Source organism: Paludibacterium sp. B53371, assembly GCF_018802765.1.
In the GTDB taxonomy this organism is placed as follows: Bacteria; Pseudomonadota; Gammaproteobacteria; order Burkholderiales; family Chromobacteriaceae; genus Paludibacterium.
The window spans coordinates 3,412,432-3,425,109 of sequence record NZ_CP069163.1 but is presented as its reverse complement, the minus strand read 5'-3'; the positions used below and the strand labels follow the sequence as shown (position 1 = coordinate 3,425,109).

Genomic DNA, 12,678 nt, shown 5'->3' with positions numbered 1-12,678 from the left:
TTTTTAAAATCATGATGTTGGGTAAATAACTAGCCGAATTGCCTGCTTTTTTGAAATTAAGTGTTGACGAGGGTGGTCCTTCCGCGTATAGTTCACCTCCTCAGCTGCAGCAACACCAGCACCGCTCTTTAACAAAACGAACAACCGATAGGTGTGAGTGCCGGGAGAGACCGACACTTGCACTGCAAGAGACAGAAAAAAACCTTACGGGGTTCTTTTGAAGTCCTTGCGTGCCAGATAGTACGAAAAGCATAGAGATTGAACTGAAGAGTTTGATCCTGGCTCAGATTGAACGCTGGCGGCATGCTTTACACATGCAAGTCGAACGGCAGCACGGGAGCTTGCTCCTGGTGGCGAGTGGCGAACGGGTGAGTAATGCGTCGGAACGTGCCGAGTAATGGGGGATAACGCAGCGAAAGTTGTGCTAATACCGCATACGCTCTGAGGAGGAAAGCGGGGGACCTTCGGGCCTCGCGTTATTCGAGCGGCCGACGTCTGATTAGCTAGTTGGTGGGGTAAAGGCCCACCAAGGCGACGATCAGTAGCGGGTCTGAGAGGATGATCCGCCACACTGGGACTGAGACACGGCCCAGACTCCTACGGGAGGCAGCAGTGGGGAATTTTGGACAATGGGGGCAACCCTGATCCAGCCATGCCGCGTGTCTGAAGAAGGCCTTCGGGTTGTAAAGGACTTTTGTCAGGGAGCAAATCCTGCTTGTGAATAATGAGCGGGGATGAGAGTACCTGAAGAATAAGCACCGGCTAACTACGTGCCAGCAGCCGCGGTAATACGTAGGGTGCAAGCGTTAATCGGAATTACTGGGCGTAAAGCGTGCGCAGGCGGTTTTGCAAGTCTGATGTGAAAGCCCCGGGCTTAACCTGGGAACGGCATTGGAGACTGCAAGGCTAGAGTGCGTCAGAGGGGGGTAGAATTCCACGTGTAGCAGTGAAATGCGTAGAGATGTGGAGGAATACCGATGGCGAAGGCAGCCCCCTGGGATGACACTGACGCTCATGCACGAAAGCGTGGGGAGCAAACAGGATTAGATACCCTGGTAGTCCACGCCCTAAACGATGTCAACTAGCTGTTGGGGGTTTGAATCCTTGGTAGCGTAGCTAACGCGAGAAGTTGACCGCCTGGGGAGTACGGCCGCAAGGTTAAAACTCAAAGGAATTGACGGGGACCCGCACAAGCGGTGGATGATGTGGATTAATTCGATGCAACGCGAAAAACCTTACCTGCTCTTGACATGTACCGAAGCCCGAAGAGATTTGGGTGTGCCCGAAAGGGAGCGGTAACACAGGTGCTGCATGGCTGTCGTCAGCTCGTGTCGTGAGATGTTGGGTTAAGTCCCGCAACGAGCGCAACCCTTGTCATTAGTTGCCATCATTAAGTTGGGCACTCTAATGAGACTGCCGGTGACAAACCGGAGGAAGGTGGGGATGACGTCAAGTCCTCATGGCCCTTATGAGCAGGGCTTCACACGTCATACAATGGTCGGTACAGAGGGTCGCGAAGCCGCGAGGTGGAGCCAATCTCAAAAAACCGATCGTAGTCCGGATCGCACTCTGCAACTCGAGTGCGTGAAGTCGGAATCGCTAGTAATCGCAGATCAGCATGCTGCGGTGAATACGTTCCCGGGTCTTGTACACACCGCCCGTCACACCATGGGAGTGGGGGATACCAGAAGTGGGTAGGCTAACCGCAAGGAGGCCGCTTACCACGGTATGCTTCATGACTGGGGTGAAGTCGTAACAAGGTAGCCGTAGGGGAACCTGCGGCTGGATCACCTCCTTTCTAGAGAAAGTCGATCCTGGTACTCACAGCCTATCGGTTGTTCAGCGAGTGGAATGGTAATCAGAGGGCCTGAGGGGTCTTGTGATTAGCGTTTCAAACGCATTGATCTTTAACAAACTGAAGAAGCCGAATACAAAATTGATTCTGAGCCAGGATGGTTTCATCCTCGTTTGGATTCAACTTTGGGTAATTGTATGTATCGACGTTTTGCCGGTAGAGGTATCGGCAAGGCGAGTGCGCAAGGCCCTTGAAATGATAGGGTCAAGCGAGTAAGTGCATCTGGTGGATGCCTTGGCGATCATAGGCGATGAAGGACGTGTAAGCCTGCGAAAAGCGCGGGGGAGCTGGCAATAGAGCTTTGATCCCGCGATGTCCGAATGGGGAAACCCGGCCCTTAGGGGTCACTCCCACCTGAACACATAGGGTGGGTAGAGCGAACGCGGAGAACTGAAACATCTAAGTACCCGCAGGAAAAGAAATCAACCGAGATTCCGTGAGTAGTGGTGAGCGAAAATGGAAGAGCCTGTACGTTTTAGCCGTTGAGTTAGTGGAAGAGTCTGGAAAGGCTCGCCATAGTGGGTGATAGCCCCGTACACGAAAACTGAATGGTGGCACTGAGCGTACGACAAGTAGGGCGGGACACGAGAAATCCTGTCTGAAGATGGGGGGACCATCCTCCAAGGCTAAATACTCATGATCGACCGATAGTGAACCAGTACCGTGAGGGAAAGGCGAAAAGAACCCCGGGAGGGGAGTGAAATAGAACCTGAAACCGGATGCATACAAACAGTGGGAGCCTCGCAAGGGGTGACTGCGTACCTTTTGTATAATGGGTCAGCGACTTACGTTCAGTAGCGAGCTTAACCGAATAGGGGAGGCGTAGCGAAAGCGAGTCCGAATAGGGCGCTTCAGTTGCTGGGCGTAGACCCGAAACCGAGTGATCTATCCATGGCCAGGATGAAGGTGCGGTAACACGCACTGGAGGTCCGAACCCACTAATGTTGCAAAATTAGGGGATGAGCTGTGGATAGGGGTGAAAGGCTAAACAAACTCGGAGATAGCTGGTTCTCCCCGAAAACTATTTAGGTAGTGCCTCATGTATCACTTCCGGGGGTAAAGCACTGTTATGGCTAGGGGGTCATTGCGACTTACCAACCCATGGCAAACTCTGAATACCGGAAAGTGCGAGCATGGGAGACAGACGGTGGGTGCTAACGTCCATCGTCAAGAGGGAAACAACCCAGACCGCCAGCTAAGGTCCCAAATGATCAGTTAAGTGGTAAACGAAGTGGGAAGGCCCAGACAGCCAGGATGTTGGCTTAGAAGCAGCCATCATTTAAAGAAAGCGTAATAGCTCACTGGTCGAGTCGTCCTGCGCGGAAGATGTAACGGGGCTCAAACTGATAACCGAAGCTGCGGATTTGCACGCGAGTGCAAGTGGTAGGGGAGCGTTCTGTAGGTCTGTGAAGGTGTGTCGAAAGGCATGCTGGAGATATCAGAAGTGCGAATGCTGACATGAGTAGCGATAAAGCGGGTGAAAAGCCCGCTCACCGAAAGCCCAAGGTTTCCTACGCAACGTTCATCGGCGTAGGGTGAGTCGGCCCCTAAGGCGAGGCAGAAATGCGTAGTCGATGGGAAACTGGTTAACATTCCAGTACTTTCATACAGTGCGATGGGGGGACGGAGAAGGTTAGGTCAGCCAACTGTTGGAATAGTTGGTTCAAGCTGGTAGGCGGGACACGCAGGCAAATCCACGTGTTCGTTAACGCCGAGAAGTGATAACGAGGGTCTACGGACCTGAAGTGACTGATACCCTGCTTCCAGGAAAAGCCTCTAAGCTTCAGCTGTATGAGAACCGTACCGCAAACCGACACAGGTGGGCAGGAAGAAAATTCTAAGGTGCTTGAGAGAACTCAGGAGAAGGAACTCGGCAAATTGATACCGTAACTTCGGGAGAAGGTATGCCTCTTAGGGTGTAGGACTTCGCGTCCGAAGCTTTGAGAGGTCGCAGAGAATCGGTGGCTGCGACTGTTTATCAAAAACACAGCACTGTGCCAACACGAAAGTGGACGTATACGGTGTGACGCCTGCCCGGTGCCGGAAGGTTAAGTGATGGGGTGCAAGCTCTTGATCGAAGCCCCGGTAAACGGCGGCCGTAACTATAACGGTCCTAAGGTAGCGAAATTCCTTGTCGGGTAAGTTCCGACCCGCACGAATGGCGTAACGATGGCCACACTGTCTCCTCCTGAGACTCAGCGAAGTTGAAATGTTTGTGAAGATGCAATCTACCCGCTGCTAGACGGAAAGACCCCGTGAACCTTTACTGTAGCTTTGCATGGGACTTTGAACAGACTTGTGTAGGATAGGTGGGAGGCTATGAAGCGTGAACGCTAGTTTGCGTGGAGCCGTCCTTGAAATACCACCCTGGTGTGTTTGAGGTTCTAACCTAGGTCCGTGATCCGGATCGGGGACAGTGCATGGTAGGCAGTTTGACTGGGGCGGTCTCCTCCCAAAGTGTAACGGAGGAGTTCGAAGGTCACCTAGGTACGGTCGGAAATCGTGCTGATAGTGCAATGGCAAAAGGTGGCTTAACTGCGAGACCGACAAGTCGAGCAGGTGCGAAAGCAGGACATAGTGATCCGGTGGTTCTGAATGGAAGGGCCATCGCTCAACGGATAAAAGGTACTCCGGGGATAACAGGCTGATTCCGCCCAAGAGTTCACATCGACGGCGGAGTTTGGCACCTCGATGTCGGCTCATCACATCCTGGGGCTGTAGCCGGTCCCAAGGGTATGGCTGTTCGCCATTTAAAGTGGTACGCGAGCTGGGTTCAAAACGTCGTGAGACAGTTTGGTCCCTATCTGCAGTGGGCGTTGGAAGTTTGACGGGGGCTGCTCCTAGTACGAGAGGACCGGAGTGGACGAACCTCTGGTGTACCGGTTGTCACGCCAGTGGCATCGCCGGGTAGCTAAGTTCGGAAGAGATAACCGCTGAAAGCATCTAAGCGGGAAACTCGCCTGAAGATGAGACTTCCCTGAGGGCTAGACCCTCCTGAAGAGTCGTTCGAGACCAGGACGTTGATAGGTCGGGTGTGGAAGCGCTGTGAGGCGTGAAGCTAACCGATACTAATGGCTCGTGAGGCTTGATCCTATCATTTGATGGGCTTTGTGCCCGATACATACGAATTCAAACCAAACGGCTTCTGCAGTTTGTAGACAGTTTATGTCTGGCGGCCATAGCGAGGTGGTCCCACGCCTTCCCATCCCGAACAGGACCGTGAAACGCCTTAGCGCCGATGATAGTGCGGCATTCGCCGTGTGAAAGTAGGACACTGCCAGACTCCCCATGCAAAGCCCAGACCTTCAGGTCTGGGCTTTTTGCTTTGTGCATGCGACAGGTTCAGCAAGTCAGATCGCTTGTAATCGACGCAAAACCTCGTCTGCCGACAAGTTGCCTCCCAGTGTCAGATCGGTCGCGATGAACGTGATCTCATGGCAGACCCCGCGAGCGCTCAGCAGTAGTTGGCTATTGCCGTCTGCCAGTCGCACGGTGGCTGATTCGATGCTGGAAGGCCAGTGCAGTGTATCTACCCCCAACTCGAAGTCGGCGACAGTGTCCTGCCCGTCCAGGTCTTCTGCCTGCCAGACAAACTGGTCGCGCCCGGCACCGCCGTACATCCAGTCGTGGCCCGGGCCGCCATGCAATAGGTCGTCCTCCTCGCCGCCTCGCAGCAAATCATTGCCTGCTCCACCCGACAGGTGGTCCTTGCCCTGGTGTCCATGCAGCTCATCATCGCCGTGGTTGCCCCAAAGTGAATCATGACCGGCAAATCCCTCCAGAAAATCGTCTCCTTCGCCGCCAGAGAGCAGATCGTCACCGTCATCACCTGCGAGATCATCCACCCCGTCGCCCCCGCTCAGACAGTCATGTCCCGGCCCGCCGCGCAAGGTATCGTCACCCTCTTCGCCCCACAGCCAGTCATTACCCGTCTCCCCATAGAGATAATCATTGTCTTCACCGCCAAACATCAGGTCATCACCGTCCTGTCCGTGGAGAAAATCCTCCCGTTGGCCGCCTTCCAGCCAGTCTGGCCCCGGGCTGCCCTGCAGCCGGTCCGATTCGGTGCTGCCGATTATCCATGGGAGGTGGTCCGACGCGAAAGGTGATGCCTGGTACTGCGTTGCAAGCAGCTGCATGGTCTGTCTCCTGTTGGAAAGTGTTGTCGCACGAGGCACCTACCTTAGCTCAGGCAACTGCACCTCAGACAGGGACGGCTCATGTTCTGACTGTGTTTTGGGGATGATGCTGTGTGTTTTACCGCGACGGTCAGAATCCCCCCACAAACATCGCACTGGCTTCGTCGTACGCTGCGGAGGTGCATCCAGCGTGATGTCTGGTGCGAATCTACAGAGGAATAGAGATCATGTTGCAACAGCAGACAGCGGCAAGCGGCAGCGAGCGTGTGACGTCAGGAGGTCGTTTGGTGAAGATGGCTCCGCCGCAAGGTGGGCGTATCGAAGGGGGACACGACAACGATATATTGGTTGGACGGGGACTGGATGATTATCTGTATGGCGCAGCGGGCAATGATGTCCTGATCGGTGGCGCCGGCAATGATTATCTGGAGGGTGGGGAGGGGGATGATCTGCTGTGGGGGCAGAGCGGTGATGATGTGATGCATGGTGGCCCGGGCAATGATCGCTTGCTGGGCGGCTATGGCATGGATGATCTGGGGGGCGAGGCCGGCAATGACCATTTGTATGGTGGACCGGGCGATGACTATATCGAGGGCGCGAGTGGGGATGATGAACTGGATGGCGGCGCGGGAGATGACGAACTGTACGGACAAGAGGGGGCGGATACTTTGTCAGGCGGGCCCGGCAATGACCAGCTGTTTGGCGGGGAGGGTGATGACCGGCTGCGCGGTGGACCGGGCCATGACTGGATCAGTGGTGGAGATGGACATGACCGGTTTATCTGGCTGGCGGAAGAGATGGACGGGCAGGACACCATCGTGGATTTCGAGCTGGGGGTGGATTCCCTGCGATGGCCTGCCTGCGTGGCCTCGATCGGCTTGCAGTCCTCTCCGGCGGGTAGCCGACTGTCGCTGAACGGACCCGAGTGTCACCACGAAATACGCTTTGTTGCCTCGGATCTGACGCTGGCCGGGACGCTCTCGACCGATGAGGTATTGCGCCGCCTGCAGGCGGACTGAACCAGGTCGTCGGCTATCAAGATCACGCCCCGCGGAAAGATCGGCGGGGCGTGGTCTTCCCGGAAGTCGGGATCAGCTGTCGATGCGCTCGATCTGGGCACCGACGGCGCTGAGTTTCTTTTCGATGTGCTCGTAGCCGCGGTCCAGATGGTAGATGCGATCTACATAGGTATCACCATCGGCCACCAGGCCGGCAATCACCAGGCTGGCGGAGGCGCGCAGGTCGGTGGCCATCACCGTGGCGCCGGAGAGCTTCTCGACGCCCTTGATGATGGCAGTATTGCCCTCCACCTCGATCTGCGCCCCCATGCGATTGAGCTCTGGCACGTGCATGAAGCGGTTTTCGAAGATGGTTTCGGTGACGACGGCCGTCCCTTCGGCCACGCAGTTGAGCGTCATCAGCTGCGCCTGCATGTCGGTCGGGAAGGCCGGATAAGGCAGGGTGCGGGCATTGACCGCCTTGGGACGGTGCTTCATGTCGAGCGAGATCCAGTCGCTGCCGGCTTCGATGACCGCGCCGGTTTCGGCCAGCTTGTCCAGAACCGCATCCATGGAGGACGGGTCGGCATTGCGCAGCACCAGATGACCGCGGGTCATGGCGGCGGCAACCAGGAAGGTACCGGCTTCGATGCGGTCCGGCATGATGGCATGTTCAGCACCATGCAGGCGTTCGACCCCATGGATCACCAGTCGATCCGTGCCGATGCCGCTGATGTCGGCGCCCATCTTGTTGAGGCACAGTGCCAGATCGGTGATTTCCGGCTCGCGCGCGGCATTTTCCAGCACGGTGGTGCCTTCGGCCAGCACGGCGGCCATCAGCAGGTTTTCCGTGGCGCCGACACTGACCATATCCATGACGATATTGGTGCCGCGCAGGCGTTTGGCGCGCGCCTTGACGTAACCGTGCTCAATGATGACCTCTGCCCCCATGGCGACCAGCCCCTTGATGTGCAGGTCGACCGGGCGGCTGCCGATGGCGCAGCCGCCGGGCAGGGAGACGGTGGCTTCGCCGAAACGCGCCAGGGTCGGGCCGAGCACCAGGATGGAAGCGCGCATGGTCTTGACCAGATCGTAGGGCGCGACCAGATTGTCGATGGCCGAGGCCGTGATCTCGATTTCATGCACGTTGTCGGTCATGACCCGCGCGCCCATCTCCTGCAGCAGTTTCTGCGTGGTGGCGATATCGCGCAGCATGGGGACGTTGGTCAGCTTGAGGGTGTCGGCGGTCAGCAGACCGGCGCACAGGATGGGCAGGGCGGCGTTCTTGGCACCGGAAACCCGGATTTCGCCCTTGAGCGGGCCGTTGCCGCAAATATGCAATTTTTCCATGATCGCGGTCAGCCCTGCTGTTGCTGCCATTCGTCCGGGGTCTTGGCCTTGACGATGGACAGGGCATGGATTTCATTACTGTCCAGGCGCGATTTGATGACTTCCTTCACCATGCGGTGGCGATCGACCAGCCGCTTTCCGGCAAAGGCCTCGGCGACAACGGTCGCGTAAAAGTGATGGCCATCACCCTCGACTTCGAGGTGGGTGCAGTCCAGTCCGGCGGCAATGTATTGCTTGACCTGTTCGGCGGTAACCATGAGTGTTCCTGAAAAAGAATGCTAGCGGCGCAGCTTGTAGCCGGAATGGATCAGCCACAAGGCCATTGCCGATATGAAGACGAAGCTTGCCCCGACGACGCTGAATGCCAGCCATGGGCTGGTATCCGACTGGGCGAAGAAGCCGTAGCGGAAGCCGTCGATCATGTAGAAGACCGGGTTGAAGTGCGACACGGCCTTCCAGAAGGGGGGCAAGGTGTGTATCGAGTAAAACACCCCTGACAGGAAAGTCAGCGGCATGATCAAAAAGTTCTGAAAGGCAGCCAGCTGGTCGAATTTTTCCGCCCAGATGCCCGCAACGACGCCAAGCGCGCCGAGCGCCCCACAGCCGAGTACGGCAAAGACCAGCACCCAGAGCGGATGCGCCGGCCAGGGCAGTCCGAACCAGGCCGTCACGACCAGGACACCCAGACCGACCACCAGACCGCGTACCACGGCAGCCAGCAGGTAGGCGGCAAAGAAGTCCAGTGCCGACAGCGGCGGCAGCAGGAGGAAGACAATATTGCCGGTGATCTTTGACTGGATCAGGCTGGACGAGCCGTTGGCGAAGGCATTTTGCGCCATCGACATCATGGCCAGGCCCGGGATCAGGAAGGTCGTATAGCTGACTCCCGGGTAGGCTTCGATATGCCGTGCCATGGCATGAGAGAAAATCAGCTGATACAGCAGGGCCGTCATGACCGGCGCGGCCACGGTCTGGAACGATACCTTCCAGAAGCGCACCAGTTCTTTCTTCAACAGTGTCAGGAAGCCCTGCATCAGTTGCCTCCTTGCATCATTTTGACAAACACATCTTCCAGATCGGTTTCGATGACCGACAGTTCGCGGATTTCCACGCCGGCTTCGCGCAGGCAGGCCATCACGGATTCGAGTTTGGCGATATCGCTCAGCTGCAGAACGATGCGATCGTCATCACTGGGGCGCTGCAGCGGCTGAAGGGCTGCCGGCAGCGGGGCGGACAGCTTGAGCGCCACTTCGCGGCGCGCACTGTGCGCCAGCAGCCGGCTCTTGTCTTCCAGCGCGATCAGTTTGCCCTTCTTGAGCATGGCGATGCGGCTGCACAGCTCCTGGGCTTCTTCCAGATAATGGGTGGTGAGCACGATGGTGTGTCCGGCCTGGTTGAGTTCGCGGACGAATACCCACAGGCTTTGCCGCAACTCGACGTCGACGCCGGCTGTCGGCTCGTCCAGCACGATGACCGGCGGACGGTGCACCAGCGCCTGCGCCACCATGACGCGACGCTTCATGCCGCCCGACAAGGCCCGCATATTGGCGTTTGCCTTGTCGGCCAGCCCCAGCTTGAACAACAGCTCATCGATCCAGGCATCGTTGCGTGTCAGGCCAAAATAGCCGGACTGGAACTGCAGGGTTTCGCGCACAGACAGGAAGGGATCGAACACCAGTTCCTGCGGGACGACGCCCAGACTCTGGCGTGCCTGGCGGAAGTCGCGCTGCACGTCGTGCCCCATGACATGGATGCTGCCGCTGTCCGGACGGGTCAGGCCGGCCAGGGCGCTGATCAGGGTGGTCTTGCCGGCGCCGTTCGGGCCGAGCAGGGCGAAGAACTCGCCGGGTTCAACGGTAAAGCTGACTTGATCGAGCGCGGTCAGCGCGCCGAAGTGCTTGCTGACCGACTGAATGGTGATTGCACTAGGCATGGGGGTCCATCATCGGCAAAGAGAGGCGAATTATATGCGCAAGATGGATAACTGTCAGTAGTTGTGGACAGGAAATTGCATAAAAAAGAATGGGTTGTCGGTCATGATATACCGACAACCCATTCGGGGGGCGTGCGTTCAGTGCGCGGCGGAGGCGTCCGGCTTGCGGGCCAGTGGGGCACTGCTTGGTGTCGCGCTGGGCGCGCTGTCCGGGGCCACCAGCTGGTCGATATCGATATCGTCGTTTGGCTTGCCGGCAGCCGGGGCGGAAGCGTCCACCCGATTGCCGTTGATCTGCGCGGCACGGTATTGCAGGTAGGCATCCCGGGTGTAGCTGTAGGGATCCAGCGCGGCCTCGTCGATCGCTTCGCCGGCCTCCAGCAGGCGCTGGCGCTTGTCGACCAGTTGCAGGCCCCAGGCGACGTTGGCGGTGGCTGGTTCCTTGTACAGGATGCGGCGATCCGGCGAGACATAGACCGTGGTCATGGTGCCGATGCCGTCCCGCACGGTGGACGGGCCCAGCAATGGCAGTACCAGGTAGTTGCTGTCTTTCCAGCCCCAGCGGGCCAGCGTGTCGCCCAGGGTGGTCTTGTTGCTTTGCAGGCCCATCGGGGTGGCAAAGTCGACCAGGCCGAAGACCCCGAGGGTGGTATTGACCGCCACCCGCATCAGATCATTCATGGCCTTGACCGGCTGGGCGCTGAGCACATCGTTGACGAAGCTGTAGGCGTCCATCACGTTGTCGAAGAAGTTGCCGACACCGGTACGTACCGGTTGCGGTGTCACCTTGCGATAGGCTTGGGCAACCGGTTTGGCTACTGCACGATCCAGCTTGTCATTGAAGCTGTAGATCGAGCGGTTCAGTGGCTCGTAGGGGTCCTGTGGATTGGCCGGGTGGCTGGCACAGCCGGCTGCCAGCAAGGTGGCGCACAGGGTGGCGATCTGTACGGCTTTCATCAGGAGTTTTCCGTTGACGGTTGAATCAGGCTTTCGATGCCATAGAGTGCTGCCAGCGCCTGCAGGCCGGCAGGCAGACCTTGCAGGTGCAGGCTGGCGCTTTGCGTGCGGCAGGCGCGCTGCAGCTCCAGAATCAGTGCCAGCGCAGCCGAGTCGGCCGTCTGTACGTTGGCCAAGTCCAGCGTCAGGTGGTCGCCCACCTTGAGCTGGCCGGCCAGTTTTTTTGCCAGCTCGCCACAGCGGTCCATGTCGAGCTTGCCTTCAAGCTGGATCTGCATCGATCAGGCACCTGCGTTTTGCGCCAGCTTGGCGTTCTTGTCTTTGAGCGACTTGATCAGGCCGTCGACGCCAGACTTCTGTACCTCGGTATCAAACTGGCTGCGATAGGCGGTAACCAGGCTGGCCCCTTCGACGGTGACGTTGTAGACACGCCAGCCCTGGCTGGTCTTGTACAGGGTGTAATCGACCGATACCGGCTTCTGGTTGCCGCTGCTGTTGGGCAGGGTGACTTCGGTGCGCACGACGGCTTCGGCACCATTGTTGTTCATCACGGCATTCGGCTTGACGTCGATCTGGGCGTTCTTGTAACGCGTCATGGTCGAGGCATAAACGCGGATCAGCAGGGTCTGGAACTGGGTGGTCAGTTCATCCTGCTGGGCCGGTGTGGCGATACGCCAGTTCTTGCCGACGGCGTAGGCGGTCATGCGCTTGAAGTCGAACTTGGGGATGACCATGCTTTCGATCTGGTCACGAACCTTGCGCGTGTTGCGGCCATCTTCCTTCTTCAGGACATCCAGCACTTGCTTGGAGTTGTCGCGCACGAAGTCGACCGGCGACACGTCCGCGTGGGCCAGGGCCGGCAAAGCCAGCGTGAACAGGGACAGCAGGGTAAAGAGCAGTTTTTTCATGGTGCTATTTCATTCCGGCAGTTAAAGTGGTTGTTACTGGGCCGCGCTGGCGTTCTTGCCACTGTGCGCATCGCCCTTTTCGGCAAAATTGAGCATGAACTTGCTGATCAGCTGTTCCAGCACCAGGGCCGACGAGGTAATGGTGATGCGCTCGCCCGGCTTGAGGTTGTCCGGATCGCCGCCTTCGGTCAGGCCGATGTACTGTTCGCCCAGCAGGCCCGAGGTCAGGATTTCGGCACTGGTATCGCGGCTGAACTGGTAACGCTTGTCGACCGCCAGGGTGACATGGGCCACATAGCGCTGCGTGTCCAGGTCAATATTGGTCACACGACCAACCACTACCCCGGAGGACTTCACCGGCGCCTTGATTTTCAGTCCGCCGATATTGTCGAAATCGGCCGTCAGTACATAGGTGCTGTCGGCGCTTTGCGGGGTCAGGTTGGCCACCTTGAGCGACAGGAAGGTGATGCAGGCAATGCCGATGGCGACAAACAAGCCGACCCACAGATCAATAGTAGAGCGTTTCATTGGTTTTTCT

At 57.8% G+C, this 12,678-nt stretch carries 10 protein-coding genes and 3 rRNA genes; 4 read left to right on the top strand and 9 right to left on the bottom strand.

The window, feature by feature from the left end:
* Nucleotides 1-260: 260 nt before the first annotated feature.
* The 3 genes from JNO51_RS16350 to rrf all read left to right on the top strand — a co-directional run bounded on the left by JNO51_RS16350 (nt 261) and on the right by rrf (nt 5,138).
* Nucleotides 261-1,798 (top strand): 16S ribosomal RNA (locus JNO51_RS16350).
* 259 nt (nt 1,799-2,057) lie between these two features.
* A 23S ribosomal RNA gene (locus tag JNO51_RS16345) occupies nt 2,058-4,948 on the top strand.
* Nucleotides 4,949-5,023: 75 nt separating this feature from the next.
* Nucleotides 5,024-5,138 (top strand): 5S ribosomal RNA (gene rrf / locus JNO51_RS16340).
* The 16S, 23S and 5S rRNA genes sit together here, the layout of an rRNA operon.
* Nucleotides 5,139-5,205: 67 nt before the next feature.
* On the opposite strand, the gene JNO51_RS16335 is transcribed toward rrf, so the two are convergent.
* Entirely contained in the window at nt 5,206-5,994 is a 789-nt protein-coding gene (locus JNO51_RS16335; RefSeq protein ID WP_215779403.1) for a calcium-binding protein, read from the bottom strand.
* A 227-nt stretch (nt 5,995-6,221) separates the two neighbouring features.
* Here JNO51_RS16335 and JNO51_RS16330 point away from each other — a divergent pair, with 227 nt between their 5' ends.
* Nucleotides 6,222-7,013 carry a calcium-binding protein gene (locus JNO51_RS16330; protein ID WP_215779401.1) on the top strand — a complete coding sequence of 264 codons (792 nt, stop codon included), beginning with the start codon at nt 6,222-6,224 and terminating at the stop codon, nt 7,011-7,013.
* Nucleotides 7,014-7,085: 72 nt separating this feature from the next.
* On the opposite strand, the gene murA is transcribed toward JNO51_RS16330, so the two are convergent.
* The 8 genes from murA to mlaD all read right to left on the bottom strand — a co-directional run bounded on the left by murA (nt 7,086) and on the right by mlaD (nt 12,668).
* Nucleotides 7,086-8,342 carry a UDP-N-acetylglucosamine 1-carboxyvinyltransferase gene (gene murA / locus JNO51_RS16325; protein ID WP_215779398.1) on the bottom strand — a complete coding sequence of 419 codons (1,257 nt, stop codon included), beginning with the start codon at nt 8,340-8,342 and terminating at the stop codon, nt 7,086-7,088.
* Between the two features lie 8 nt (nt 8,343-8,350).
* The gene (locus tag JNO51_RS16320; RefSeq protein WP_215779396.1) at nt 8,351-8,599 is read right to left on the bottom strand and encodes a BolA family protein; all 249 of its coding nucleotides are present in this window, start codon (nt 8,597-8,599) and stop codon (nt 8,351-8,353) included.
* A gap of 21 nt (nt 8,600-8,620) precedes the next feature.
* Nucleotides 8,621-9,376 carry an ABC transporter permease gene (locus tag JNO51_RS16315; protein WP_215779394.1) on the bottom strand — a complete coding sequence of 252 codons (756 nt, stop codon included), beginning with the start codon at nt 9,374-9,376 and terminating at the stop codon, nt 8,621-8,623.
* On the bottom strand, nt 9,376-10,275 hold the full coding sequence (locus tag JNO51_RS16310; protein ID WP_215779391.1) for an ABC transporter ATP-binding protein: 900 nt from the start codon (nt 10,273-10,275) through the stop codon (nt 9,376-9,378). The genes JNO51_RS16315 and JNO51_RS16310 overlap by 1 nt, the downstream gene beginning before the upstream one ends.
* 138 nt (nt 10,276-10,413) lie before the next feature.
* On the bottom strand, nt 10,414-11,232 hold the full coding sequence (locus JNO51_RS16305) for a VacJ family lipoprotein (RefSeq protein ID WP_215779388.1): 819 nt from the start codon (nt 11,230-11,232) through the stop codon (nt 10,414-10,416).
* Complete coding sequence (locus JNO51_RS16300; RefSeq protein ID WP_215779386.1) at nt 11,232-11,510, bottom strand: lipid asymmetry maintenance protein MlaB; 279 nt, start codon at nt 11,508-11,510, stop codon at nt 11,232-11,234. Before JNO51_RS16300 ends, JNO51_RS16305 begins: the two co-directional genes overlap by 1 nt.
* Before the next feature lie 3 nt (nt 11,511-11,513).
* Entirely contained in the window at nt 11,514-12,140 is a 627-nt protein-coding gene (locus JNO51_RS16295) for a phospholipid-binding protein MlaC (protein WP_215779383.1), read from the bottom strand.
* A gap of 33 nt (nt 12,141-12,173) precedes the next feature.
* Entirely contained in the window at nt 12,174-12,668 is a 495-nt protein-coding gene (gene mlaD, locus JNO51_RS16290; RefSeq protein WP_215779381.1) for an outer membrane lipid asymmetry maintenance protein MlaD, read from the bottom strand.
* Between the last annotated feature and the right edge of the window lie 10 nt (nt 12,669-12,678).

Excerpts from the sequence above, each read along its gene's own strand:
- JNO51_RS16335 (WP_215779403.1), bottom strand. The coding sequence starts at position 5,994 with ATGCAGCTGCTTGCAACGCAGTACCAGGCATCACCTTTCGCGTCGGAC.
- JNO51_RS16330 (WP_215779401.1), top strand. The coding sequence starts at position 6,222 with ATGTTGCAACAGCAGACAGCGGCAAGCGGCAGCGAGCGTGTGACGTCA.
- murA (WP_215779398.1), bottom strand. The coding sequence starts at position 8,342 with ATGGAAAAATTGCATATTTGCGGCAACGGCCCGCTCAAGGGCGAAATC.
- JNO51_RS16320 (WP_215779396.1), bottom strand. The coding sequence starts at position 8,599 with ATGGTTACCGCCGAACAGGTCAAGCAATACATTGCCGCCGGACTGGAC.
- JNO51_RS16315 (WP_215779394.1), bottom strand. The coding sequence starts at position 9,376 with ATGCAGGGCTTCCTGACACTGTTGAAGAAAGAACTGGTGCGCTTCTGG.
- JNO51_RS16310 (WP_215779391.1), bottom strand. The coding sequence starts at position 10,275 with ATGCCTAGTGCAATCACCATTCAGTCGGTCAGCAAGCACTTCGGCGCG.
- JNO51_RS16305 (WP_215779388.1), bottom strand. The coding sequence starts at position 11,232 with ATGAAAGCCGTACAGATCGCCACCCTGTGCGCCACCTTGCTGGCAGCC.
- JNO51_RS16300 (WP_215779386.1), bottom strand. The coding sequence starts at position 11,510 with ATGCAGATCCAGCTTGAAGGCAAGCTCGACATGGACCGCTGTGGCGAG.
- JNO51_RS16295 (WP_215779383.1), bottom strand. The coding sequence starts at position 12,140 with ATGAAAAAACTGCTCTTTACCCTGCTGTCCCTGTTCACGCTGGCTTTG.
- mlaD (WP_215779381.1), bottom strand. The coding sequence starts at position 12,668 with ATGAAACGCTCTACTATTGATCTGTGGGTCGGCTTGTTTGTCGCCATC.